Annotated in this window: 20 protein-coding genes and 2 tRNA genes; 6 read left to right on the top strand and 16 right to left on the bottom strand. The window is 60.8% G+C overall.

The genetic code is table 11. From position 1 onward, the window contains the following. Window positions 1-45 precede the first annotated feature (45 nt). A complete protein-coding gene (xni, locus tag ACL2XN_RS22760) occupies window positions 46-810 on the top strand; it encodes a flap endonuclease Xni (RefSeq protein ID WP_410013700.1) in 765 nt (254 codons plus the stop codon). Between the two features lie 108 nt (window positions 811-918). Here xni and rlmM read toward each other — a convergent pair whose 3' ends face one another. The 4 genes from rlmM to ACL2XN_RS22740 form a co-directional block, all read right to left on the bottom strand. Beyond that, the gene (rlmM, locus tag ACL2XN_RS22755) at window positions 919-2,019 is read right to left on the bottom strand and encodes a 23S rRNA (cytidine(2498)-2'-O)-methyltransferase RlmM (RefSeq protein ID WP_410013699.1); all 1,101 of its coding nucleotides are present in this window, start codon (window positions 2,017-2,019) and stop codon (window positions 919-921) included. Further along, a complete protein-coding gene (locus ACL2XN_RS22750) occupies window positions 2,012-2,407 on the bottom strand; it encodes a DUF423 domain-containing protein (RefSeq protein ID WP_410013698.1) in 396 nt (131 codons plus the stop codon). Before ACL2XN_RS22750 ends, rlmM begins: the two co-directional genes overlap by 8 nt. A 37-nt stretch (window positions 2,408-2,444) precedes the next feature. Next, window positions 2,445-3,383: a transcriptional regulator GcvA gene (locus tag ACL2XN_RS22745; protein WP_410013697.1), complete on the bottom strand. Its 939-nt coding sequence runs from the start codon at window positions 3,381-3,383 to the stop codon at window positions 2,445-2,447. A gap of 434 nt (window positions 3,384-3,817) precedes the next feature. Next, window positions 3,818-4,039 (bottom strand): YgdI/YgdR family lipoprotein, encoded by a 222-nt coding sequence (locus ACL2XN_RS22740; RefSeq protein WP_410013696.1) that lies wholly within the window; start codon window positions 4,037-4,039, stop codon window positions 3,818-3,820. A gap of 227 nt (window positions 4,040-4,266) precedes the next feature. Here ACL2XN_RS22740 and csdA point away from each other — a divergent pair, with 227 nt between their 5' ends. Next, window positions 4,267-5,472 carry a cysteine desulfurase CsdA gene (gene csdA, locus ACL2XN_RS22735; protein ID WP_410013695.1) on the top strand — a complete coding sequence of 402 codons (1,206 nt, stop codon included), beginning with the start codon at window positions 4,267-4,269 and terminating at the stop codon, window positions 5,470-5,472. Between the two features lie 19 nt (window positions 5,473-5,491). Beyond that, window positions 5,492-5,944: a cysteine desulfurase sulfur acceptor subunit CsdE gene (gene csdE, locus ACL2XN_RS22730; RefSeq protein WP_410013694.1), complete on the top strand. Its 453-nt coding sequence runs from the start codon at window positions 5,492-5,494 to the stop codon at window positions 5,942-5,944. On the opposite strand, the gene tcdA is transcribed toward csdE, so the two are convergent. Both tcdA and mltA read right to left on the bottom strand, forming a co-directional pair. Next, entirely contained in the window at window positions 5,934-6,761 is an 828-nt protein-coding gene (tcdA, locus tag ACL2XN_RS22725) for a tRNA cyclic N6-threonylcarbamoyladenosine(37) synthase TcdA (protein ID WP_410013693.1), read from the bottom strand. The genes csdE and tcdA overlap by 11 nt on opposite strands. A 32-nt stretch (window positions 6,762-6,793) precedes the next feature. Continuing rightward, window positions 6,794-7,957: a murein transglycosylase A gene (mltA, locus tag ACL2XN_RS22720; RefSeq protein ID WP_413727747.1), complete on the bottom strand. Its 1,164-nt coding sequence runs from the start codon at window positions 7,955-7,957 to the stop codon at window positions 6,794-6,796. A gap of 216 nt (window positions 7,958-8,173) precedes the next feature. On the opposite strand from mltA, the gene ACL2XN_RS22715 reads away from it, so the two are divergent. Beyond that, window positions 8,174-8,250 (top strand) — tRNA-Met (locus ACL2XN_RS22715). 92 nt (window positions 8,251-8,342) lie between these two features. Then, window positions 8,343-8,419: transfer RNA gene (locus ACL2XN_RS22710), tRNA-Met, on the top strand. Between the two features lie 83 nt (window positions 8,420-8,502). Here the strand turns inward: ACL2XN_RS22710 and amiC are convergent. Continuing rightward, a complete protein-coding gene (gene amiC / locus ACL2XN_RS22705; RefSeq protein ID WP_413729530.1) occupies window positions 8,503-9,759 on the bottom strand; it encodes an N-acetylmuramoyl-L-alanine amidase AmiC in 1,257 nt (418 codons plus the stop codon). A 231-nt stretch (window positions 9,760-9,990) separates the two neighbouring features. Here amiC and argA point away from each other — a divergent pair, with 231 nt between their 5' ends. Beyond that, complete coding sequence (gene argA / locus ACL2XN_RS22700; protein WP_413729529.1) at window positions 9,991-11,325, top strand: amino-acid N-acetyltransferase; 1,335 nt, start codon at window positions 9,991-9,993, stop codon at window positions 11,323-11,325. 71 nt (window positions 11,326-11,396) lie between these two features. Here the strand turns inward: argA and recD are convergent, their stop codons facing one another. From recD to thyA, 9 genes are all read right to left on the bottom strand, one after another. Then, window positions 11,397-13,247, bottom strand: a complete 1,851-nt coding sequence (recD, locus tag ACL2XN_RS22695) for an exodeoxyribonuclease V subunit alpha (protein WP_413729527.1) — start codon at window positions 13,245-13,247, stop codon at window positions 11,397-11,399. Next, window positions 13,247-16,813: an exodeoxyribonuclease V subunit beta gene (recB, locus tag ACL2XN_RS22690; protein WP_413729525.1), complete on the bottom strand. Its 3,567-nt coding sequence runs from the start codon at window positions 16,811-16,813 to the stop codon at window positions 13,247-13,249. The genes recD and recB overlap by 1 nt, the downstream gene beginning before the upstream one ends. Before the next feature lie 15 nt (window positions 16,814-16,828). Beyond that, the gene (gene ptrA / locus ACL2XN_RS22685; protein WP_413729524.1) at window positions 16,829-19,723 is read right to left on the bottom strand and encodes a pitrilysin; all 2,895 of its coding nucleotides are present in this window, start codon (window positions 19,721-19,723) and stop codon (window positions 16,829-16,831) included. A gap of 82 nt (window positions 19,724-19,805) precedes the next feature. Continuing rightward, window positions 19,806-23,219 carry an exodeoxyribonuclease V subunit gamma gene (gene recC, locus ACL2XN_RS22680; protein WP_413729523.1) on the bottom strand — a complete coding sequence of 1,138 codons (3,414 nt, stop codon included), beginning with the start codon at window positions 23,217-23,219 and terminating at the stop codon, window positions 19,806-19,808. Between the two features lie 79 nt (window positions 23,220-23,298). After that, a complete protein-coding gene (locus tag ACL2XN_RS22675) occupies window positions 23,299-23,688 on the bottom strand; it encodes a prepilin-type N-terminal cleavage/methylation domain-containing protein (protein ID WP_413729522.1) in 390 nt (129 codons plus the stop codon). Between the two features lie 17 nt (window positions 23,689-23,705). Then, complete coding sequence (locus ACL2XN_RS22670) at window positions 23,706-24,131, bottom strand: DUF2509 family protein (protein WP_413721343.1); 426 nt, start codon at window positions 24,129-24,131, stop codon at window positions 23,706-23,708. After that, window positions 24,128-24,733, bottom strand: coding sequence for a hypothetical protein (locus ACL2XN_RS22665; RefSeq protein ID WP_413729521.1), 606 nt, complete (start codon window positions 24,731-24,733; stop codon window positions 24,128-24,130). Before ACL2XN_RS22665 ends, ACL2XN_RS22670 begins: the two co-directional genes overlap by 4 nt. After that, window positions 24,691-25,188, bottom strand: a complete 498-nt coding sequence (locus tag ACL2XN_RS22660) for a prepilin-type N-terminal cleavage/methylation domain-containing protein (RefSeq protein ID WP_413729520.1) — start codon at window positions 25,186-25,188, stop codon at window positions 24,691-24,693. The genes ACL2XN_RS22665 and ACL2XN_RS22660 overlap by 43 nt, the downstream gene beginning before the upstream one ends. 197 nt (window positions 25,189-25,385) lie before the next feature. Continuing rightward, window positions 25,386-26,180 carry a thymidylate synthase gene (gene thyA / locus ACL2XN_RS22655; protein WP_413729519.1) on the bottom strand — a complete coding sequence of 265 codons (795 nt, stop codon included), beginning with the start codon at window positions 26,178-26,180 and terminating at the stop codon, window positions 25,386-25,388.

Here is a 26,180-nt window from a genome sequence, read left to right as displayed (position 1 = left end):
GGCCCGGCTTGCCGCCGCGCCGGTAAATAATCAGGACGGTATGCCATGTCGGTTCACTTATTGATTGTCGATGCGTTAAACCTGATACGCCGCATCCACGCGGTGCAGGGAGCGTCCTGCGCGGCCTCCTGTCTGCATGCGCTGCAGCAGTTAATCCTGCACAGCGCGCCGACTCACGCGGTGGCGGTATTCGACGATGAGGAACGTCATGAGAGCTGGCGGCACCAGCGGTTGCCAGGCTATAAGGGCGGCCGCTCGCCGATGCCTGAGGATTTGCGGCTTCTGCTGCCGGACATCAAACTGTCTTTTGCCCGAACGGGCGTATCCAGCTGGCAGATGACTGGCTTTGAAGCGGATGATATTGCCGCGACGCTGGCATGCAAAGTGGCCGCGGCGGGCCACCGCGTGACGCTGGTTTCCACCGACAAGGGATATTGCCAACTGCTGTCGCCGTCGATTCAAATCCGTGATTATTTCCAGAAACGCTGGCTGGATATGCCGTTCGTCACCCATACCTTTGGCGTACAGCCGCGGCAGCTTACCGATTACTGGGGCCTGGCCGGCATCAGCGGCAGCAAAATCCCGGGCGTCACCGGCATCGGTCCCAAAACCGCCGCCCTGCTAATCGGCCAGGCCGGATCCTTAGCCGCGCTGTATCAGCAATTGGATCAACTGGGCGGCAAGTGGCGCGCCAGGCTCGAACAGCAGCGGGAAATAGCCTTTACCTGCCAACAGGTGGCGACGCTTGATACCGGCATCCATCTGGATGGCAATCTGCAGCAATTAAGATTGGGTACAAGGCCGTTATAACCGACGCCGCCTGGGTTTAATCCACCACCCTCGCCTGCGTTGGGAAGACCGGGGCCGGCCTGACGACGCCATGGTGAGCGAGAATAATGATTAACTTGACCCCGGGCTTCAGCGTTCGTCCCGCCGTCCCGGCACCGCGCTCCAGAACCGGCGGATATGCACCGTCACCTCTTCGCGATCGTGGTAAAGCTGCTTGGCGTGGACCTCGGAATGAATATCATTTTCCTTCAGGGCCGCGCGCAGCAGCGCCAGGTTCTGGCTCACTTCCTCGTAGCGCTTTTTCATCGGCAGCTTAAGATTGATGATAGCCTCGCGGCACCACCCCTTGACCAACCAATCGGCGGCCAACTGCGCCACCCGCGCCGGTTTTTCCACCATATCGCAGACCAGCCAGTACACATTATTGCGCGGCGGCTCGAACCTGAATCCATCCTCGCGGTGGTGGATGACCTGCCCGGTCGCCATCAGGCTCTCGGCCATGTCGCCGTTATCCACCGCATGCACCATCATGCTGCGCTGGACCAGCTGATAGGTCCAGCCGCCGGGGCAGGCGCCCAGATCCACCGCGTACATGCCGCTGCCCAGCCGTTCATCCCATTCATCACGTGGAATAAAAACATGAAATGCCTCTTCCAGCTTCAGCGTGGAACGGCTCGGCGCCTCGGACGGGAATTTCAGGCGCGGGATGCCCATATAAAACGGCGAGTTGTTATTGCTATAGGAATACCCGACATAACAGCAGCCCGGGGCAATAAAAAACACGTGGATCACCGGACGGAACGGCTCTTCCCGCACGGCCAGTATTTTCTGCGCGCGCAGGACCCCGCGCAGCGGCACGGTAAATTTGCGGCAGAACTTCATCAGTTCCTTGCTTTCATTGGTATCCGGCACTTCCACCCGCAAATCGCCGGCGCCCTTCACCGCGCCGGTCAGCATGCCGACTATCGGCGTGATGCGGTCGTCCACCGGCAAATCGCGCAGCAGTTCCCCGGTGAGCAGCATTTGCCGGGCAAAGATCAACTCGCGAAACGGCAGCTCGCGGATCAGCCGGTCTGCTTCTTCATGCTGATAGCATTCAAAGATCACGTAGCCGCTGTTGTCCTTAACCCGCGCAAAACCATAGATTTCCAGGGCGCCGGCTTTTTCGGTAATCTCCGAGGCGCACTCTTTTTCAAATCCGGGTCGGCAATATAAAATAACTTTATTCACGGCGATCGGCCTTTTTCTTCAGACGCAGCGCGCCAATTAACATTAACGTCCAACCCGCCACAAAGCAGGCCCCGCCTATCGGCGTAACATAAACCCACAGACGCAGATGCGACAGCGACAGGCAATAGAGGCTGCCGCTAAACAGGACAATACCGATGGCCAGCAGCGCACCGCTCCAGTAAAACCACACGCTGGCGTTACGCTGCATGGCAACCCCCAGCGCCATCACGGCCAGGGTGTGAAATCCTTGATACTCCAGGCCGGTTTTCAGCCAGGCCAATTCCAGCTCGCCCAGCGTCTGGCTAAGGATATGGGCGCCGAAAGCGCCAAGGGCGACATAGATTAGACCACTGACGGCGGCAAATACCAACATAGCGCGACTACGCATCGTATTAATCCTGATTAGGGTGTTATTTTTGTGATATTTATTCGGATTCAACCGTATGACCGTTATTATAACGGAAACGGAATTTTTCCTGTTCGCTCGCCGCGCGCCCGATGATCCATTGGCGAAAGGCGGCTATTTTACCCACTTCCGCCTGGCTGTCATGACAAACCAGATAAAAAGCGTTTTTACTGACCAATACGTCGTTAAACGGACAGGTCAGCCTGCCCGCCTCGATTTCCGTCTGCGCCATGACATTATTGGCCAGCGCCACCCCCTGACCATGGATGGCGGCCTGCAGTACCATGGCGCTGTGACTGAAAATCGGCCCCTGCTGCACGTTAAGATGAGTGAGCCCCAACTGACGGGTATAGGCCTGCCAGTCCCGGCGCGACGCATCATGCAGCAGGGTATGATAGGCTAAATCCCCGGGCGTTTTCAGCGGGTGCGCCCCACTCAGCAGGGCGGGCGCACAGACCGGCAGCAAATATTCGGCATACAGTTTTTCCACCCGCAGCCCGGGCCAGTTGCCGCGGCCGTAAAAGATGCCGACGTCTACGTCATCGGCCAGTTTGTCCTCTTCGCGATCCACCGCCTGGATCAGGACATCAATCCCCGGCCAGGCGCTATTGAAGCTGGATAAACGCGGCACCAGCCACTGAATGGCGAAACTGGGCAACAGGCTGACCGTTAACGCGCCTTTGGCGCTGCGCGATTGCAGCCGGCGCGTGGCGTCGATGAGCGCCGAGAAAATTTCCTTGATATCCAGGTAGTAGCTTTGTCCTTCCTCGGTGAGCAACAGCGATCGGTTACGGCGGCGAAACAGCTTCAACCCAAGGAAATCTTCCAGGGACTTGATCTGGTGACTGACGGCCGCCTGGGTGACGAACAGCTCCTCGGCCGCTTTGGTAAAGCTTAAATGACGGGCGGCGGCATCAAATACCCGCAAGGCATTTAGCGGCGGTAAGCGTTTAGACATGGGCGAGACGCTTTTCTGCGCCGGTGGCAAGTAAGATGGGCACGAAGAATTGACCTATTAGTTTTTTTTATCCGAGACATTATAATTTGTCCGTTGTGGATGCACCAGCAAATACCTATAGTATCGCTCTACCACGCGGGCCGGAACGAAAGGTAAGTCTGGATTTTCCCATTCAGGCGAGCTTTTGGCCTGCGGTGTGGTGTTGTGTTTGCCCTTTTTGGTCTGTCTTTCGGGCCTGTGGTATTTACGGTAACCGGTCTTATCGTGCCAGGTGACTATTTTTTATTATTTTCAGCCTTACTGAACATTTTTCTGTCTGTCCAATACATGAAATATGTAGCACCGCCTGAGGCGGTGCTTTTTTATGCCTGATAACCGGCAATCATGAAGTGCGGCAGGGTTTGGTATTGTCCGGCTTGGCAAAAAACGGGCGCTTATTGCGCCTTCATCATTTCTTTGACATCGGAACTGTTGATTTGCTGCTCGGTGCCGTTGGCGTCTTGATAACCGATCATGCCGGTTTCATCATCAACCTTTGGTTTGCCGGACGTCACGATGGTGCGCCCGTCGTTGGTGTGCATAACATAGTTGCTTGAACATGCGCTTAGCGTCAGGGCAAACAAAAAAGCGGATAGCATTGCGGCTGTTTTCTTCATCGTTATCTCCTTGCAATCTCATTTTAAAAATAAAAAATCACCACTTAATTCTGTTATTAAGCTTCCAGGCAGGCAGGTATTTTGCTTACCTGATAATAATCAGCATAACAAGCATTGTTCATTTTTCCATAAAACCGGATTAAATCCTGTCACTTATCCCCTCCAGACGGCGATAATAGGATAAGTCTGTAGTTCTGCTTTGCCGAAACAAGGTGTATGAGGTAACCATGACCGAATTTGATTTTGCCGCCTTCCGCCGTCATTTCCCCGCGCTGGATAATGACGCGGTGTATCTGGACAGCGCCGCCACCGCCCTGAAGCCCGACGCGGTCATTGATGCCACCGACGCCTTTTATCGCCATGGCACCGGCAATGTCCATCGCAGCCAGTATCCCGGCGCCGTTTCGCTTACCGCCCGTTATGAGCAGGCGCGCCTCAAGGCCGCCGCCTGGATCGGCGCTCCGGCCGCCGGCATTATCTGGACCCGGGGCGCCACCGAGGCGATTAACCTGGTGGCGCAAAGTTATGCCCGGCCGCGCCTGCGGGCGGGTGACGAAATCCTGGTCAGCGAGGCCGAGCATCACGCCAATCTCATCCCCTGGCTGATGGTGGCGCAGCAGACCGGCGCGCGGGTGGTTCGATGGCCCCTGGGACGCGATTGGCTGCCGGACCCGGCGCAACTCGCCGGGCTGCTGAACGGCAAAACCCGTATCCTGGCCGTGACACAGATGTCGAACGTCACCGGCGCCTGCCCGGATCTGGCGGGCATCACCGCCCTGGTCCGCCGCTACCCGCAGGCGGCGATCGTGCTTGACGGCGCGCAGGGTGCGGTGCACCGTCCCCCCGACGTGCGGGACGCCGATATCGATTTCTACGTTTTTTCCGGCCATAAACTGTATGGCCCGACCGGCATCGGCGTGCTGTATGGCAAAACGGCGCTGCTGGAGGACATGCCGCCCTGGCAAGGGGGCGGCAAGATGCTGACCGCGGCGGGTTTTGACGGTTTTATTCCGCAGGCGGCGCCGCTGCGTTTTGAAGCGGGCACGCCCAATATCGCCGGCGTGCTTGGACTGGGCGCCGCGCTCGACTGGCTGCGCACGCAGGATCTGGCGGCCGCGGAGGAATACAGCGCCGGGCTGGCCGGCCTCGCCGCGCAACGTCTGTCCGCCCTGCCGGGTTTTCGCGCGTTCCGCGCACCGGGTTCCAGTGTGTTATCCTTTGTGTTTGCCGGTCTTCACCATCAGGATATCGCCATGATCCTGGCGCAGGACGGCATTGCCTTGCGCGCCGGGCAGCATTGCGCCCAGCCGCTGATGGCGGCGCTGGGCGTATCCGGCACCCTGCGCGCCTCTTTTGCGCCCTATAATACCCGCCATGACGTCGACCGGCTGGTCGCGTCGGTGGAAAAAGCCGTCTCCCTGCTGAGGGATTGATTCTGATGGGGATAACGTCATGACAGAACATCAAGCGGGCAGCCATCCTTTCGGCGGCGAGATCGCTATGCGGGAATTGACGCAACGCTTTGCCGGCTGCCGGACCTGGGAAGATCGCCTGCGGCAGATTATCCTGCTGGCCAAGGCGCTGCCGCCGCTGCCGGATACGCTGAAAACGCCGGCAACGATACTGACGGGCTGCGAAAACCGCGTCTGGCTCGGCCATCAGCGGCTGCGCGACGGTACGCTGCATTTTTATGCCGACAGCGACGGGCGCATCGTCAAGGGTCTGCTGGCCGTGGTGCTGGCCGGCAGCGAAGGCCAAACGCCGGAACAACTGTCCCACCGGGATCCCCTGGCGCCGTTTGACGACCTGGGGCTGCGCGCCGAGCTGAGCGTCAGCCGCGCCGGCGGGCTGGCGGCTATCGCCGGGCGGATCAACGCCATTGCCGAGAGCTATATTAAACGCTGACGCCCCGCGCCGCCCGGGCCAGCATTTTTTTTAGCGCATGGGATACGGCGATAAACCCGAAGCTGGCGGTGACCATGGTCGCCGCGCCAAAGCCGGAGGCGCAATCCATGCGCTTGGGCCCAACGGCGGTGGCAGGCGACGCGCACACCGAGCCGTCCGGCTGCGGATAGACCAAATGCTCGGTGGAGTAGACACAGTCTATGCCCAATTTGCCTTTACTGTTTTTTACCACGTTGAAATCATGCTTGAGCCGCTCGCGCAGTTTTGCCGCCAGCGGATCCTGGATGGTTTTCGCCAGATCGGCCACCGCGATGCGGGTGGGATCGATTTGCCCGCCCGCCCCGCCCACGGTGACCACCGGAATTTTATAACGACGGCAGTATGAGAGCAGCGCCGCTTTCGGCCGCACGCTGTCAATAGCATCGATAACATAGTCGAAGCCGCGATCGAGCAGGGCCGCGACGTTGTCGGCGGTAATAAAATCATCCACGCAGGTCACCACGCATTCCGGATTGATCGAGGCGATGCGCGCGGCCATGACCTCGGTTTTCGGCTGTCCCACCTGCTCGCGCAGCGCATGGATCTGGCGGTTGGTATTGGTGACGCACACATCATCCATATCGATAAGCGTAATGGCGCCGACGCCGGTGCGCGCCAACGCCTCCGCCGCCCATGAGCCCACGCCGCCGATGCCTATCACGCAGACATGGGCGCGGAAAAACACGTCCAGCGCCTGCCGGCCATACAGGCGGGCGGTGCCACCGAACCGCTGCAGATACGCGTCTGACTGGTACGCGTGTGAAGGGTGCCCGTTCATCTTGCTAACCTTATTGGCGGTGCCAATAGCATCTAATTATCGTAGGTAACCTGTACCTGGCCGGTGCTGGCCTGGGTTGTCAGGCCCTGGCTCTCGCCCGTGAATAACGGGGCGCTGTCCTGCGACCCTTTCAATACCCATACCCGGCCGTAGTGGTTGTAATAACCCGCCGCGTGGCCGGCCTCGGCGCCGATGCCCTGGTAGATATCAAAATGCTGTCCTTTTATGGCGCCGCCCACATCCAGGGCCACCATCAGGCGCATCTCATATTTACCGGTAAATTTGCCGGCGTTGTCCAGCAGGGGTACCTCCGCCAGCAGCGTGGTGCCGGCCGGGATCAGCGAGCGATCCGACGCCACCGAGGCCTTGGCCACCAGCGGCACGGCGCTGGCGCCTTTTACCGGCGCGAAGGGAACCGGCCTGAAGAACACATAGGACGGATTCTCTTCCAGCAGTTGCCGCACCTCGGTCTCGCTGTGGCGCGAGGCCCACTGGCGAATCGCCTGCATCGACATATCCTCGCGCGCCACTTCGCCGCGATCGATCAATATCTTACCGATGCTGCGGTAGGCGTGTCCGTTTTTACCGCCATAGCCAAAAAAGGTGAGCGGCCGGCCGTCGCCGTAATCCACATAGCCGCTGCCCTGCACTTCCATCATAAAATTATCCATCAGCGAATTACTGTAGGCGATGGCCAGGTTACGGCCGTCAAGCGCGCCCGCGTAGATGGCGGCGCGGTCGGGCAGGCGGTTCCTGCCCTTGGGCGGCATGCGGTACAGCGGATACTGAAATTCGCCCTGGGGCGTATAGCGGGCCTGAATCACCGGCGTGTAATAGCCGGTGAACTGTACATTGCCGTAATTATCCACCCCTTCCATCTGGTAGGCCTTGACGCCGAACTGGCTGAGCTGGCGGGTATCCGCGCCCGCCATGGCCCAGCGCTTGACGGCGTCGAAATTGGCGCTGTTGCGGCTATACAGGCCCGCGGCGGCGTATTGCGTTTCAGCCACCTGATCGGCGTAGTCCTTGGCATTAACCGGTCGCCCCTTGGCATTGGGTTCATTGACCAGCCCGAACGGCTGGGTAAGAAGACCATCTTTATACTGTTGTCCACGATCGGTGGGGCGCGACGAACAGCCGGCCAGAATGGCGAAAATCAGGCCAATGAAAAGATAGTGTGCCCATTGTTTGTTCATAACGTTCTCATGCCGGTTCCATTTGCCTATGTATCAACGGCGAACGATAGCAAAGGCGGTTCAATAGATAAATGCATTATTGCAAAAACAACCGTCTATTTTGCTTATAAAACAGGCAAAAAAGCGCCTCTTTAAACAAAAATCATTATAGCAGGCGATTAATCGCAAAAAGGGGTTGCATCAAAGGCTGTCCGGAGTATAGTGCGCTTCCACGGACGCGGGGTGGAGCAGCCTGGTAGCTCGTCGGGCTCATAACCCGAAGGTCGTCGGTTCAAATCCGGCCCCCGCAACCAATTAAGCAGTAAAAGTCATACGTTAAGAAAAGAATTAAAAAAAAGAGTAAAAGAAGCAAGCATCTGACTGCTCACAGATGTAGTATATCGGACGCGGGGTGGAGCAGCCTGGTAGCTCGTCGGGCTCATAACCCGAAGGTCGTCGGTTCAAATCCGGCCCCCGCAACCACTTCTTGAAAAATGACAGGCTAAAGCGCTTAACCCACTCTAAGGTGGGTTTTTTGTTGTCTGCATTACGCAAAACGCGCCGCCTCACCGGCCCGAGATCACCCCACCCGCCGCAAAATACGCCTTGATGCCCGCCAGGATGGCGTGCGCCACCTGCTGCTGGAAATGCGTGGTGCGCAGGCGCCGCTCCTCTTCCACATTGCTGATAAACGCGGTCTCCACCAGGATGGAGGGAATATCGGGCGCCTTGAGCACCGCAAAACCTGCCTGATCCACGCTGCGTTTATGCAGGTGCGCGATTTTCCCCAGATGTTGCAACACCGCCTTGCCGAATTTCAGGCTGTCGTTGATGGTGGCGGTCTGCACCAAATCAAACAAGGTATGATCCAGATAGCGGTCGCCGCTTTTGCCTACCCCGCCGATATCGTCCGCGGCGTTCTGGGTTTGCGCCAGGAAACGCGCGGCGGCGCTGGTGGCCCCTTTGGTGGACAGCGCGAACACCGACGCGCCGCGTGCCGCGCGGTTGGTAAACGCGTCGGCATGAATAGAGACGAACAGATCCGCGCGCTGTTTGCGCGCTTTCGCCACCCTGACCTTCAGCGGAATAAAGACATCCTCATTGCGCGTCATATAGACTTTCATATTGGGCTCACGGTCAATCAAGGCGCGCAGGTGGCGGGCAATCTTGAGCACCACATCCTTTTCGCGGGTGCGGAACTTGCCGATGGCGCCAGGATCCTCACCGCCATGGCCGGGGTCGAGCATGATGACAACCGGCCGGTCGCGCCCGGCTTTGCCGGCGCGCGGCGCCTGGGATTCGGGCGGCAGGCTGCGCGCCAGATCGCCCTGATTGTAGTCCTCCAGCAGCGCCAGCAGCGGATCGTCTTGCAGCGCGGAACGGCTGCCGGCCCGGGGATAGAGATCCATGATGAGACGATGTTTGAACCCGGCCACCGGTGGCAGGGCCAGGAAGCGCGCCTGGACCGGCTGCTTCAGTTCGATCACCATCCTGGCGGTGCGATCGTCAAACTGGCCGGCCCGTATCCGGCTGATGTAGGGGTCCTCTTCCCTGACCAATTGACCGGCGCCCTTCAGCACCGAATTAAGCTGGGCATCCTGGATATCCACCACCAGCCGATCGGGATTGCCAAGGACAAACTGGCGATAGCGCAAGGGGGACTGGGATTCAAGCGTAATGCGGGTATAACTGGCTGCGGGCCAGATGCGCACGGCCACTACCAGCGGCGCCGCCATTCCGATGCGACTGAGCGTTAACAGCCAGGTGGCGGCGGTTGCCTGCAGCAGCCGCCTGCGCCCCTTATTATGATGTGAATCCGGCATATCGCCCCAGGATAAAAGCTAATATAATGAAAAAGCAGTCATTTTTTCGAATGGCAAAAACTTTAGCGAATCCGCCGGTATCTGTCATCCTTAAAAGGCTCTATGCTTAGTGCTTCGGGGTTTATTTTCGATTCTTTACAAACAAGAATGGGGAAAAATGCTGCTTGCCAATACCCTATTTATAGAATAAAAATACACAAAATCAGAATAATCATTCACAGAGGATTTGCCGTGAAGGAACGTAGTACTGAACTGGTCCAAGGCTTTCGTCACTCAGTTCCCTATATCAATGCCCATCGGGGCAAGACGTTTGTCGTCATGTTAGGCGGCGAAGCCATCGAACATGAAAACTTCGCCAACATCGTTAATGATATCGGCCTCCTTCACAGCCTGGGCATCCGCCTGGTGCTGGTCTACGGCGCACGGCCGCAAATCGACGCCAATCTGTCGGTGCACCACCTGGAACCTATTTACCACAAGCACACCCGCGTCACCGACGCGTCGACCCTTGAACTGGTCAAGCAGGCGGCCGGCCTGCTGCAGCTGGATATTACCGCGCGGCTGTCCATGAGCCTGAACAATACGCCGCTGCAGGGGGCGCATATTAATGTGGTCAGCGGCAATTTTATCATTGCCCAGCCGCTCGGGGTGGACGACGGGGTGGACTACTGCCACAGCGGCCGCATCCGCCGTATCGACGACGAGGCGATACATCGCCAGCTGGACAGCGGCGCTATCGTGCTGCTCGGCCCGGTGGCGGTGTCGGTAACCGGCGAGAGCTTTAACCTGACCTCGGAAGAAGTGGCCACCCAGCTGGCTATCAAACTGAAAGCGGAAAAGATTATCGGCTTTTGTTCTTCGCAAGGGGTGTGTGACGATAAGGGCGAGATAATATCCGAACTGTTTCCCAATGAGGCCCAGCTGCGTATCGACGCGCTGGAAAAAAAAGGCGATTACCATTCCGGCACGGTGCGCTTTTTGCGCGGTGCGGTGAAAGCCTGCCGCAGCGGCGTGCGCCGTTGCCATCTGATCAGCTATCAGGATGACGGCGCGCTGGTGCAGGAACTGTTCTCCCGCGAAGGCATCGGCACCCAGATCGTGATGGAAAGCGCGGAACAGGTGCGGCGCGCGACCATTAACGATATCGGCGGCATCCTGGAATTGATACGCCCGCTGGAGCAGCAGGGCATCCTGGTGCGCCGGTCCCGCGAACAGCTGGAAATGGAAATCGATAAATTCACCATTATCGAACGGGACAACCTGACCATTGCCTGCGCCGCCCTTTACCCCTTTCCGGAAGAACAGCTGGGGGAGATGGCCTGCGTGGCCGTGCATCCCGATTACCGCAGCTCGTCGCGCGGCGAAATGCTGTTGCAGCGTATTACGCAACAGGCGCGCCAGATGGGGCTGAAAAAGCTGTTTGTACTGACGACGCGCAGCATTCACTGGTTCCAGGAGCGCGGTTTTACCCCGGCGGAAGTGGAAGTGCTGCCGCAGCAGAAGCAGGCGCTGTATAACTACCATCGCCGTTCAAAAATCCTGGTGGCGGACCTCACCGGCCAGTAACCGGGCTGCGCCGGCGAGCATTCCCGGGACGCCCGCCGGCTACCGCGTGCGCCGGCAAGCCTGCCGGCGGCCTACCCCTTTAACAGCAATTCCCGCAGGCCGCTGCGCCGCTCGGTCGGCGTGGCGATGGCCTGGCTTATCACCTCGTCGTTGGCATAGACCGACAGCCGCTCGCGGGCGCGGGTAATGGCCGTATAGACCAGCTCGCGGGTTAGCACCGGCAGAAACTGGTTGGGCAGCACCAGCGCCGTATGGATAAACTCCGACCCCTGGGATTTATGCACCGTCATGGCAAAAGCGGTTTCATGATCGGGCAGACGGCTTAGCGGCACCGCCTTGATGGTGCCGTCAGGCAGCGGGAAGCAGACCCGCAGCGCCGACTGCGCATCCGGCAGCATAATACCGATATCGCCGTTATACAGTCCAAGGGACGGCGCATTGCGGGTGATCATCAGCGGCCGTCCCGCATACCCCCTGCCGGCGGCATCCGCCTGGCGCTTAATCAACCCCGCCTGGGCCAGCGCCTGTTCAATCCGCGCGTTAAGGCCGGCGACGCCGAAGGGCCCTTCGCGCAGCGCGCACAGCAGGCGGTAGCGGTCAAATGCCGCTAACACCGCGCCCGCCCCGGCGCCGTCCCGCACCAGCCGCAGGTAATCACGATAGCCCGCGACGCACCCGTCGAGCAGGCGCAGATAGTCTTCGCCGTCGCGTATCGGCGCGTAGGCCACGTCCTCATCACGCCCGGCTTTCAGCAACGCCAGCGCCCCCCGGCCATCGCCGTTGTTAACGGTATTGGCCAGACGGCCGATGCCGGATCCCGCGTCAAAGCGGTAGCTTTTACGCAGCAGGCACAGGCTGTCCCCCGTCTGGTGTCCCGCCACGGGCGTACCCGCCGGCACCTCGCAGCCGGTAAGCCGCCGCAGCTGCGCATTACGCCCGGGACTATAGCCGTTCTCCGCCAGAAAGCAGATGTCGCCCAGCACCGCCCCCGCTTCCACCGACGCCAGTTGGCAACGATCGCCTAAAAAAACCACCCGCGCCTGCGGCGGCAGCGCGGCGATCAGGCTGGCCATCATCGGCAGATCGACCATCGAGGCTTCGTCGACAATCAGGATATCCACATGCAGCGGATTATCCTGATGGTAACGCATGCGCTGGCTGTTGGGCTGCGCGCCCAGCAGCCGGTGCAGCGTCACGGCTTCCGCGGGGAACAGCCGCCGCTGCCGTTCGTCAAGGCCGAGCGCCGCCAGCGCCGCGCCAAGGGACTCGCTCAGGCGCGCCGCCGCTTTCCCGGTGGGCGCCGCTAGCTGGATACGCAGACGGGCATCGCCGCCCAGCACCACCATGGCGGCCAGCATTTTCGCCACCGTCGAGGTTTTACCGGTGCCCGGGCCGCCGGAAATCAGCGCCACCGGATGGGTGATAGCCACCGCCGCCGCCACTTTTTGCCAGTCCACCTCGTCGGCGCCGGCCGGGAAAAACCGGTCCAGCACCCGCCTGATAAGCGCTTCATCCCCAGCGGGCATGGGCCGGATGGCGTTAAAAAAATGCGCGACCCGCCGTTCATTTTGCCACATGCGCTGCAAATACAACCGGCCCTGATCTAATACCAGGGGGGTGGGCCTGGAACCGTCGCTGACCGCCGGCGACGCGTTCAGCAAACGCGGCCACTCGTCCGGCGAGGGCTTGCCGGCAAGGCGCCAGGCATGCTCGGCCAGTTGCGGATGCCGGCCGTTGAACAGGCCGCCGGGCTGCAATAGCGTCAACGGCAGGCAAACATGTCCGGCGCCGGCGTCGGCGCTCAGGCAGGCGCAAGCCAGCAGCAGCGCCGGCTCATCCGCGCTCGCCAGCATGCGGGCAAACTGGATATCCAGCGGCCGCCAAAGCCGCAGTAATTGCGCCTGCTCGATCACAACGTCCATTAAATCGCCTTATACTCGCTGGTGACCGCCGCGCCCTGGCTGAATAATGTATCCAGGCCGTCAATCAGGGCCGGTTCAGGGCGGCAGTAAAATATGCCGTTGCCGGGATTATCGGCCGCGACGCCGCGCAGGAACAGATAAAAGACTCCGCCAAAATGGCGGCGATAATCATAATCCGCCAGGCGATGGCGCAGGTAACGGTGCAACGCCAGGGTATAAAGCTGGTATTGCAGATCGTAGCGATGCTCGGCCATGGCCTGCGCCATCGCCTCGGGCGTATAGGCGGCATCGTCTTCGCCCAGCCAGTTGGATTTGTAGTCCAGCAGGTAATAACGGTCCTGCCAGCAAAAAACCAGGTCGATAAACCCCTTCAGCATTCCCCGCACCTGGGGAAAATCCAGCGGCGGGCAGCGCGCGGACAACGGATCGTAGCGTTTGCACAGCATATCCAGCGCGCCGGCGGTCACCGTGGCGTCGATCGGCAGGTAAAACTGCAGCTCCGCCTGTTTCCGCCCCGGCGCCAGCCGGGAGAGCGTAATGCCGGAGGCGCCGAGCGGCGCGTTTAATACCCGGTCCATCCACTGCCCGATAACCGGTCGCCAAATGTCGCTGATGCCGTTTTGCGCCAGTTGTCCGCTGAGCCAATCCTCATCAAGCGGCCGGGTAAAATCGAGCGATTCAAACAGGGCGTGCAGGAAGGTGCCGGGGGAGGCGCCGCGCGCAAAGGTATGGGGCGACAGCTCGGGTTCGGCGTCCTGACGGCGTTCGCCCACCGCGTCGACGTCCAGCCGGGGCAGCAGTTCCATCAGCCCCGGTCCGCCGCCGTGCTGTTGCAGGCCGGAATAACTGGTGACGCGCCAATTGTCCTGCGCGCGCGGCTGAAAGCGCCGGGCGGCGAGGCTATGCCGCGCCGTCACGGCCGGTTGCCAGGGGCGCCCCTGCGGCTGGGTAATCACGTCCAGGACGATATCCGCTGCGCACAGCTGCTCAAGCCGCGCCCGCAGGACGGCGCCGTCGCCGGGCTCGCCCTGCTGTATCAGGTAGCCCAACGCGCTTTGATGCACATCGGTATCGCCGTTTTTGGCACGGGAGCCGCGAAACAGCGGCGCGATACCGATGCAACATTGATAAATGGAACGGGTCAGCGCCACGTACAGCAGGCGCAGGTCTTCCGCCAACCGCTCTTCCTCCGCGAGCGCGAGGCTCTCCTCGGAGGCCGCCAGATCCAGCCAGGCCTGGAAATCACTGCGGTCATGGAACAAGGGGCGCTTTTGCAGACGAAAATCGGCGACAAACGGCAGGAATACCAGGGGAAATTCCAATCCCTTGGACTTATGCACCGTGGTGATCCGCACCAGATGGCGGTCGCTTTCCAGCCTCAGCTGCTGGTTATCGGCCTGGGTGTTGGGCTGTTCAATCTGCAACGCCAGCCAGCGCACCAGCGCGTGTTCGTTATCCAGCTGCGCCGAGGCTTCCTGCAGCAGTTCGGCCAGATGCAGCAGATCGGTCAGCCTGCGTTCGCCATTGACGCTGGCCAGCAGGTTCTCCGCTATCTGATGGGCGATCATCACCTGGCGCAGCATCGGCAGCACGCCGCGTTGCCGCCACAGCTGGCGATACCCGGCGAACTCATCCACCAGCGCGTCCCAGGCCTGGCCGTTGTGGTTGACGGCATCGATATCCTGGGCGTCAAGCCCCATCAGGCTGGTGGCCAGGGCGCAGCGCAGGGCGTTATCCTGGCCCGGGATCAGGATTGCCTGCAACAACCACAGCAGCTCGCGCGCCTCCGGCGTTTCATAAACGCTGTCACGATTGGACAGGTAAACCGCGGGGATCGACAATGCGCTTAACGCGTCGCGCACCAGGGAGGCTTCATTACGGTTACGCACCAGCACCGTCATGTCCGAGGCCTGCAGCGCCTCGCGTCCCTTGCGGCCGTTAAGCCAGGCGCGCCCGTCCCGTCCGGCGGTCAGCAGGTCGCTGATGGCGGCGGCGCACTGGCGCGCCATTAAATGTTGGTACTCACTTACACCGGTTCCGTCCCCCGCCAGCAGCCAGACCCGCAGCGCCGGCTGCGGCGCCTGGTCGACCATCAGCGACAGCGCGTCGTTTTCCGGGGCGGCGGCGACCGGCAAAAAGGGAATTTGCTGAAAAATAAAGGGGTTTGCGAGCGATTGGAACAGGCGGTTCACCGCGCCGATCATGGGCGGCGAGGAGCGCCAGTTGGTGCCGAGAGTATAGTGGGCGCTAACTTCGCTGCGGGCGCGCATATAGGTAAAAATATCCGCGCCGCGAAAAGCATAAATCGCCTGTTTGGGATCGCCAATCAATACCAGCCCGCAGGCCGGCTGCCCGTCATAGAGGCGGCGGAAAATGCGGTATTGCTGGGGGTCGGTATCCTGGAATTCGTCAATCATCGCCACCGGATAGCGCGCGCGCACCGACTGCGCCAGGGCGTCACCGCCCTCGCCCCGCAGCGCCTCGTCAAAACGGCTAAGCAGATCGTCAAAGCCCAGTTCACCGCGCCGGCGCTTTTCGAGTTGCAGCGCGAGGCGCATTTCATCCAGCGCCAGCACAAAAATCAGCTCGCGCAGCGTCAACGCCTCCTGGAAAAACCGGTCGATTTCGTCGAACAGGGCATGTTCGGGCGGGCTGCCCTTGATGGTTTTGGCGCGCAGTACCGATTGGCGGAAGCGTTCAAGCTCTTTTGGCACCGCATAATCATCGGTTGGCGCGGCGGCCCAGGCTGACATTTTATCCAGCCACACAGGCAGGTTTTTGCTGCTGTATGAGCGCTTATCGACGCCTGAGTCGCCCACCAGGGCCGGCAACAAACCGGCGGATTGGCGCCATGACCGCTTAAGGGCGTCGATGCGGGCGATAATGCGCTCATGCCGCGCCAGGATGGACTCGGTTTTATCCGGCGGATTGCGCACCACCGGCGCCTCGCCCTGCATATAAGGCAGCAATTCAGCCAACAGTTTTTCCGGACCGTCCCATTCCTGGTGTATGGCCTGGGCGATGGCGTAAGGCAGCGGGTAGCAATGGCGGCGCCAAAAGTCGGCGCAGACCTGGCGTCTGAGCGCCGATTCGTCTTCCACCAGGGTTTGCTGGAACAACATACCCGACTCAACGGTATTCTGGCCGAGCATGCGCTGGCAAAAGCCATGAATGGTATAAATCGCCGCTTCATCCATCTGCCGTTCGGCCGCCAGCAGTAAACGGGCGGCATGCTCCGTATCGGCGACCTGGGCCAGCAGTTCCTGAAACAGGTCGTCCTTGCCGGGTTCACTCAGGGAATGACCCCGCACGCAGGCCAGCCGCAGGCGGTGGATATTCTCCCGGATGCGTCCCCGCAGTTCCTCGGTGGCCGCCTCGGTAAAGGTCACCACCAGGATTTCTTCCACGCTGAGCGGGCGCTGATAAGCCGCCTGCTGGCCCAGCCCCAGCAGCAGGCGGAGATAAAGCGCCGCCAGCGTGTAGGTTTTCCCGGTACCCGCCGACGCCTCGATAAGGCTTGCGCCCTGCAACGGCAACGTCAGCGGATTAAGTATCTGCGCGGTCAAGGATGCTGTTTTCCTCTATTGATGAGCAAGCACGGGTAACGTCCTTTGCAGCGCCGAGGCGTTGGGATAAAGCTGCCAGCCCGCGGGCGCGGCATATTCCGCCGGAGCGTGGCCGTCGCCGCTGCCGCCAATCTGGGATAATAGCGCCAGCCCGGTCGGCGCAATTACCGCCTGATGGAAAAAATCAGCCAGCTGCGCGAGCGTCATCTGCCGCAGCGCCGCCACTACTTTAGCACGGGTATCGAAAGACAGGTTATCGCGCTCGATGTCATCGGTATATTGTCCCACTTCTTCGGCCAGCGTCTGCGGCTGCTGTAGCAATTGGCTGATAATGCCTTGCTTATACTGCTCGAAATCCGCGGGCGCCATAGCGCGCAGCCGCCGTTCCGCCTCGGGGAAAAACGCCTGGTAGCGCTGGTAAAGGTATGCGGGCTGCCGGGTGCCGCTTTGCAGCACAAAACCGATCCCGCCCTGGTCGCCGACAAATACTGGCACCATAAAAATCGCATATCCCAACTGTTCCTGGGTGCGCAACTGCTGGTAGAACCAGGACTCCACGATTTGCGCCAGCATATAGCTATTGGCCATGCCCTGTATCCGGTCATAGCCGGCGGGGACATACGCCGCGGACAATGCCGCATCAGAACTGCCGCCCTGTTTTTGCATCACGGCCAGCTGCGGCCGGGTAATCTGCACTTTGTCGGCGCGCCGCCACTGCGTACCCGTCCAACCTATCTGTTTCTTCAGCTGTGCCGACAGTTCGGTGGCCTGCTGCGGCGTCATATTGCCCACCACCAGCATATCCAGCGCGGTGGGCTTGAACAGGGTTTCGCGGTAATCAATCACATCCTGTACCGTCATGCCGTCAATCAGGGCGCGCCGCTCATCCCGTTCCACATACGGCAGGGCCGACAACACTTTGACCGGGATCATCGCCTGCGCGTACGGCTTCTCTTTTTCCGTGCCGTCCAGCTGCTGGCGATACCAGCTTTTGGCCTGTAACAGCTGATCAACCGTCGGCGTAAAGGTGGCGTAACGCTCCACCAGGCTTAATACCAGTTGCGACAGGCGCTGGGTATAACCCGAGGCTTTAATGGTCAACCCGTCGTTTTCATAGGTGGAAAAGCTGATGCCGCCCACATAGGCCTGATTGCTGAGCTCGGCCAGATCCTGGCTGGCGATATAATCGTTCAGGGAATAAAGCACCTGATTGCGGGCGGAAGCCATGACGGCGGGATTACGGAAATTGAGGGTGATATCCGCCCGCGGCACGTCGGCGAAATACCGGCTGGGCATATAACGCAGCCGCAGTCCCGGTTCGTCGATCAGCAGTTGCGGATAGGCCGGCGCCGCGGTGGCTTTGATTAATGAAAAATCGCTGGCGATATAGGGATTGAGCGCCGGCAGCGACAGCTGGATATGAGGCTGGGTCTGGCGCCATAACGTCAGCCGTTGCGCCGGGATTTTATCCACCTGGTAAGGCGCGTTGACAAAATAAGCGCTTTTGTTATGCGGCTCGTCCGGACTGATAAACCAGATGCGGGCCTTGTCCGGCGTCATGCCGTCCAGGCGCGCGGCGATGGCCTTGGGATCGTAGCGGTCCGCCACATAGGCGGAATCGAGCACGTGCTGTACCGGCACCCGCAGCATGGAGTCCACCAGCCATTCGATATAATCCATATTGCGGGTAATCACCGGGTAGCGGAAATCCTGTTCCAGCACATGGGCAATCTCATCGAAATATTGCCTCTGTATCCCTTGTTCGCGCAGGGTCTTCAGGTAACTGAAGATTGCCGCCACCACTTCATCCCGTTGCCTGAGCCCTTTATCGCTCAGGGACGTGGCGATGGCGAACACCCCGCCGTTGCGATCGACCATGGGATCGGCGCCCGCGTCTATGGCATCCGCCAGTCCCTGTTTCTGCAACCAGTCAGCCAGGGTGTTCGGACTGCGGTTGCCAATCAGGTAACTGATATAAGTATCGGTTTTACTGCGAAAAGCCTGGCTGTTATTGGTGATGGGAAACTCGATGCGCAGCATTTTCTGCGGCTGCACCGGCTGGTAGTGGATCAGGACGCCGGTCTGTTTTTTTGTCACCGCCGGTGCGGTAATCTTGGGCACCGTAGCGTGGCGGTTGGCCACGCGTCCGTAGGTGGCGGCCGCGATCCGCGCCAATTCGGGCAACGGCTGGTTGCCGTAGATCACCGCCACCATCAGGTTGGCGGAGTAATAACGATGATAAAACGCCTTCAGCGCCTGGTGCAGGTTGCTGCCCGGCTTATCGCGCAGGGTGTCGAGGTTGCCGCCGGAAAAACGCGAGCCGGGATGGGCGGGATTCATGGTTTCGGCGCGGATTTGCGCCATGCGTAAGCCGTCATTGGCGCGGGCCATGGTGAGTTCGGCATCGACCGCATGACGTTCTTTGTCGGCGTTGCCGGGATCGAGCAACGGCTCGGCGATGGCGTCCGCCAGGCGATCGATGGCTGGCTCCAGGGCGTTATTTTCCACCTCGAGGTAAAATGCGGTGCGGTAGGAGGCGGTGCTGGCGTTATGATCGCCGCCGTGCTTTTTCAGGAATTCCGCCAGGTTTTCCGGCTGTGGGTATTTTTTCGACCCCATCAGGATCATATGTTCAAGATAGTGGGCCAGGCCCAACTGGTCATCCGGGTTCTCAAGCGATCCCACCGGCACCGCGAGGGCGGACAGCGACTTCACCGCCTGCTTATCGCTGACCAGCAATACCGTCATGCCGTTGGCCAGCCTGACGGCCTGGTACTGGCGTATGTCCTTGCTGCTCTTGCGGATGGTCTCCTTTATCGGCTGCCAGCCGGCGACATCCGCTACGGCAGGCGCAATGCCCAAACAACACAACACAGCACAACTGAACAATCCCACAACCAATCTACGCATTCCACTCTCCAACAACCCTGAAGGGCCGGCCATGGCCTCTTCGCTTATTTCGCGATGTATTTACCGGCTATCGCCGGTGTTGTTAGCTTAACGTGCTTTTTTTCCCCCGTCGTGCCTTTTCGGCTTCCGCCAGATTGAGGCTGAACGGCGCCAGCAGGTAAGTTTGCGCCGCCTGGATAATCGCCTCGACATGCGGCGCGTTGAGTTGCCGCATCAGCCGCTGCAGGTAGGGGTCTTGTCCCTCGCCGGGCGTGTAGCCGTCCCCTTGCCAGGCCTGCATCAGCTTATCGCGCGCCTGGAGCTGGCAGGATTCCCCCCAATCAATGGCGCCCGTGTCGTGGTCGTAGCTTTGTGCCAGCCATGCGCCGCCGGCGCGGTGTAATAATAGCAGCGGCGTGCTCATGCCCTGGCCATAACCCGTCACCAGCGTCAGTAAAAACGCTTTCGCCTGCTCCGGCGCCAACGCGGCAAAACGCCACTGGCCCTTGGTGCCGTACATGCGGCTCTCCCCGCCGCCGCCCATGGCGCACCATGCCAGATGCTCCAGCCACAGCGCCATGCCGTCTTTCATCGATAAAACGCCCGGACGCCAGCGCAGCAAGCCGTCGCTCTGCGTCTGGGGCAGCCAGCCGCTCAGTTCGGCGTCGCCCAGCATCAGGCTTATCTCGATGCTTTGCGCCCCATCACGGCGTTGTTCGCGCACCGTTTCAGCCAGCAGGGCCATTTCATCGCGCTGTTTGGCCCAATACAGTTCGCCGAATGCGCCGTAGGGCAGGTATCCGGCCGCCCTGAAGGTACGGTAAAGCCGGTCGGGATCTTCCCCGGCGATAAGCGTATTAAGCAGTTGGTCGTTAAGCTGGTAGCGGTCCAGGCCTTCGACGACAAACGGCTCGTCGGCGGACAGCTCGGTTTCTTCCAGGCGGAAATAGACGCCCAGGCGCTGCTGGAAATAGGCGCGCACCGGGTGGCCGTAAAACCGTTTCAGCACGTCAAACGCCAGCAGGGTAACCGGCTGCGGGTCCAGCGGACGGGTAAACTCGGGATGGGGCTTGCCGCCCGCGCTGGCGGCGGGCAGCCACTCCGCGGCAAAACTTTGCTGTTCGGTATCCTTGATAAAATTCTCGGCGGCAAACGGCATGCGGCTGTGCCACTGGCACAGATGCGCGCTGACCCGGGCGGCGCTGGTGTCCACATCCACCGCCTCATCCCCCGGCAGGTAAAAACTCTGCGCGACATACTCGATCAATTCGCTGACCAGCACCGACGGATAGCGTTGACTGTTATCCTGGATAGAACGGCCGATAAAACTGATGTAAAAACGCTGCTGGGCCGACAGCAATGCTTCCAGGAACAGGTAGCGGTCATCGTCGCGGCGACTGCGGTCGCCCCGTCTCGCCTGGCCGGCCATTAAATCGAACCCCAGCGGCGGCAGCGAACGCGGATAGACGCCGTCGTTCATGCCCAGCAGGCACACAACCTTGAAAGGGATGGATCGCATGGGCATCAGCGTGCAAAAATTAATCGTGCCCGCCAGGAAGCGCTGGCTGACGCGCTGCTGATCCAGCCGGGCGGATAATTCGTCGCGCAGCAGCGTGATCGACAAGGGTTCGTCATAGGCAGCCTGCAGGCCGAATTGCAGGATCTCCTGCCATTGGGTTTCCAGCAGGGCCAGCGCGGCTTCGGTCTCGCTGTCCGGCAGGAAAAAGTCCGCCGCCAGTTCCCGGCAACAGGGCAGCCATCCGGCCAGGTCGCGCGGTTCCCGCAGGATGTCCCGCCAGCGCCTGAGCTGCGCCAGCAATTCCGCCAGATGGCCCACCAGTTCCGCAATCAGCCCGCTTGATTCGTCGTAAGGCAGAATACCGCGCCAGTCCCCGCTATGGCTGTCCATGGCGTACCCCAGCAGCATGCGCGTCAGTCCGAATTGCCAGGTATGCTGGCCGGTGGCGGGCAGCATCAGCTCGCGGATATTATCGTCGTCCAGGCCCCAGCGGATGCCCGACTCGGCGACCCATTGCCGCAGCAACTTCTGCCCGTCCTCGTTAATCGAAAAACGCGCCGCCACCGCCGGCACCTCAAGCAGCGCCAGCACCTGTTCGGCGGCGAAGCGGCTTTGCGGCAGCTCCAGCAAGGACAAAAACGCCGGCAGCGCCGGATGGATATGGCGCGCGCGCCGGTCGGAAATGGCAAACGGCAGATAGCGCCCGCTGCCGGCATGACCGAATACCGCCTGGATCGCGGGCGTATAACGATCGATATCCGCCACCATGACGATAATGTCGCGGGGCGACAGGCTGGGATCGTCGCCGATCATCGCCAGCAGCCGATCGTGCAGCACTTCCACCTCGCGCTGCGGACTGTGGCAGACATGCAGGCTGAGGGAACGATCGGAGGGCTGCAGCAGCCGTTTTGTCCGGCTGTTCTCCAGCGTCTCGCGGGTCATGCCGACCACGGCATGATCTTCCAGTTCCAGTATGTCGCGCTGCAGGGTGGATAGCAGGCCGTCGTCCGGCGGGTCGACAAAGGCGTCCACTTCCTGGACGCCCTCCAGCTGGGCCAGCAGATACAGGTTATCGCGGCCCAGTTTACCCCAGGAGGCCAGCAGAGGATTGCCGACCTGCTGTTCTCCCGCGTCGTTGAACAGCGCCCCGGCTTCCGCCGGCCGGCGGAAAAGGCCCTGTTCCCGTGGCTCCTGGTAATGGGTGCGTTTGCGGTTTTGCAACTTGGCCAGGAAGGCGTAATCGCGGATATCGCCCCAATAATAGCGGCAAGGGTTGGTGAAAAGCAGATGAATGTCGATATGGCGCCCCAGCGCCTGCAACGCCTGTAAATAGGTGGGGGGCAAGGCGGAAATGCCGCAGATAAATACGCGTTCGGGCAGGCCCGGCGGACATTCGGCCGCCTCTTCCAGCGTCTGGATAAATCGGGCGTAGAGGTTGGCGCGATGCCAGGGAGATTGCCCGGCCCGGTCGGTGAACGCCACCAGTTCCCGCCACAGCGGGGCTTGCCAGGACTGGGCGTCGCCCAGGTCCGGCACCGGCTCTGCGCGCTGCCAGCGCTCCAGCCAGTCCGGCCTGAAGACCAGGTATTGATCGAAAAGATCCGCGATACGGGCGGCAAACTGGAAACATTTACGCCGGTCGCCGTCATCCTTAAGGTACTGGCAGATCACCTCGAACCCGGGCTGCTGGCACAGCTTTGGCAGCAATGCCATCAGTTTCCAGGTCATGGCATCCTTGGAGAACGCGCTCTCCTGCGGGATATCCGGCAATACGCGGGTGAACATTTGCCAGATAAAGCTTGCCGGCAAGGGAAATTCGATATTGGCGGCAATGCCGAACCGCGCCGCCAGCGCCATCTGCATCCATTGGGCCATGCCGGAGCTTTGCACCAGGATCACCTCCGGCTGGAACGGATCGCGCAGCGGACGCCCCTCGATCAGCGCGGCGGCCAGCGCTTTAAGCAAATCCAGCTGGTTTGAATGGTACACCGTAAACATGCCGCCCCCTTTCGCCTGACCCAACGGGTGTTACTCATGCCGACACTCTAGCGGTATTCGCGCTGAAAACAAGCGTTGATCACCCGCCATCGACGGTATCACCCCCACGTCGCTTCGCATCCACGGGCAAACAAAACCATTCGCACAGCGTTGCCCGTTGCCCGCGCGCGGTTGCGACCCCGGCACTGACCCGCGTACAGCCGCCGGCCAGCGGCTGTACGACGATATCGAGCCGCCAACCGGCGGGCAGGTCCATGCTGTCAGCCAGCCTGTCCCGCAGGCTTGGCAGGCGATATCCTTCCAACGCCTGGTGGCTGAGCGTCAACGCCTGGCGGTACTGGCGCACATCCTCCTGCCGGTTCGCCAGCCGCTGCAGATAGTGCAGCATAAACAGCGCCACCAGCGAAAACAACAGTACCGCCATTAATGCTTCCGGCATGCCGTGCCCCCGCTGATGATAGCTTTTCATTACACCTCGCAAAGGATTCAGCCCGGGTGGTAGTCCAGCCAGCCCGCGGGCAGCGGCGTCAGACGCCATGATGTTGCGCCGTCCCCCAACTGCCCCGCAGGGCGCATCGCCACCACGCGGTACAGATACACCGGTTCGGCTACACCATCGCCGTGGCCGCGCAGTATCCATCTGCCGCCCGCCCCCGCCAGCAGGCAGGCCTGGAAATTTCCGCCCGGCGGCCGCAGGCATTGCCCGTCCTCCCCCCGCCAGCACTGGCCGGTTCCCCACGACAGCGCGGATTCGGCCTGATGAAAAGCGCTCAGGTAATGCTGTTCATCGGCAATCAACGCCAGGGAAGCATCCATAAAACGCTGCCACGCCGCCAGAGCCGCCATGCCGGTAAACAATACGGCCAGCAGCGCCGCCAGGGAACCGCCGCCCCGCTGCGATTGAGTATTCATCCATTACGCCCGACAACGATCCGGCTGGTCCGATAGCCGCCGCCGGGACGATCGCTTTGCACGCCGCACAGCGTGATCCGCCAGGCATGCGCCGCCACCGGTTCAAACCTGAGCCGAGTTATCCGCACCTGCCGGGGATCGTGCATATTGGCCCAGCCCGCCTCATCGCAATGCCTGACGCCGCGCTGGGTTTCCAAGGCGCCGCGATGCAAACGGTAGCCGAAGGTATCGTTGACGACGCGGCCGCCCGGCGTTCTGGCCCCGGTTGGATAAAAGGCGTAACTGACAATCAGGCAGGAATTTTCACGCTCGCCGCGTCGCTGCCCCAGCACGACGCCGGACCGTGCGCAGGGCGGCCGGCAATGACCGGCGCGGCGCAAATCTTTTTCCATGGCCAGCAGGCTGTAATCAATCTGCCGAACCAGCCTGGCCTGTTGTATGCCGCCGTGGCTGAGGCGATGCAATAGCGGCAACAGCCGCAGGCCGGCCAGCAGCAGCAGGGACACCACCGCCAGGGCGCCCAGGGTTTCCGCCAGGCCCGCCCCCCGCTGCGCCCGGTTTAGCACGGCCCGATCCCCGCCCAGCGGCCGTGTTCGCTGCACACCCTGACCCGCCCCTTGCCAGACAGGATAACCCTGATCCTGCCCGCCGGGTTACTGAGCGTCAGGTGGGCCGGCGTGGCGGTATTGCGCAGCCCCGCCAGGATAAGGTAGCCGGGCGTGGAAATTTCCAGCCGGATACTCCCGGCGGACGCCTGCCGCCGCAAGGTCATTGCCGACGCCGGCATAGGGTGCGCCTGCGCGTCCCCACGCGCCTCCAGCGACCAGTCCAGGCCGGTTCGCACCCTGATGCGATAATGATGATTGCCCCAGGCGGCCCGGCACTGTAAACGCTGCATGAAATCCGCTATCTGGCGCGCCGCGTGTTCGAGCTGGGATTTATGCTGGTAATGCCGCCAGACAAACGTGCCCGACAGCGCCAGCATCGCCGTCAAGGCCAGCACCAGCATCATTTCAATCAGGGTATAGCCCCGCTGTGACAGGTTGGGAATTTTCATGCACCGCAGGATAGCGGCTATCCATCCCGCCGCGCTACCGGGTAAGACGCAAAGTGCGACGGGCTGTCGCATGGATTTAGGGGAGAGGTGCAAACAGACAAAATATTGCGGGGAGCATAACAAAACTATGGCGCCCCACGGCGCGGCAGGCCCGTTAACCTCCCTTGCAAAGCAGACGTGTTAACGGGCGCGCAATATCAGATTGCCACGGGCGCCTTGATTGGCGGATACGGGTCGTAACCCTGGATATCAAAATCCTCAAAACGGTAGTCGAACAGCGACGCGGGCTTACGCTTGATCACCAGGCGCGGCAGTTCACGCGGCGCGCGCGTCAGCTGCAGGTCGGCCTGCTCCAGATGATTGCTGTAAAGATGGGTATCGCCGCCGGTCCAGACAAAATCCCCCACCCGCAGGTCGCACTGCTGCGCCACCATATGCACCAGCAGCGCGTAGCTGGCGATATTAAACGGCAGGCCGAGGAAAATATCGCATGAGCGCTGGTAAAGCTGGCAGGACAGCGTACCGTCCGCGACATAAAACTGGAACAAGGCATGGCAAGGTGCCAGCGCCATCCGATCCAGCTCGCCCACATTCCAGGCGGAAACGATAATGCGCCGTGAGTCGGGGTCCTGGCGCAACTGCTCGATCACCCGGCTCAGCTGATCGATCCGGCGGCCGTCCGCCGCGCCCCAGGCGCGCCATTGCTTACCGTACACCGGGCCGAGATTGCCGTCCTTATCCGCCCACTCGTCCCAAATGGACACATTGTGCTCGTGCAGATAATCCACCTGGGTATCGCCGTTGAGAAACCACAGCAGCTCATAAATGATCGAGCGCAGGTGGCAGCGTTTGGTGGTGACCAGCGGAAAACCCTGCTGCAGGTTAAAGCGCATCTGATGGCCGAAAATCGATAAGGTGCCGGTGCCGGTGCGATCGGCTTTCGGCGTGCCTTGATGCCGAACCAGGCGCATCAGTTCCAAATACTGTTTCAT

Origin of the sequence: Sodalis sp. RH22 (assembly GCF_047324165.1) — a bacterium.
In the GTDB taxonomy this organism is placed as follows: domain Bacteria; phylum Pseudomonadota; class Gammaproteobacteria; order Enterobacterales; family Enterobacteriaceae; genus Acerihabitans.
The sequence above is the reverse complement of the archived record's forward strand: the minus strand, read 5'-3'. Positions and strand labels throughout refer to the sequence as shown.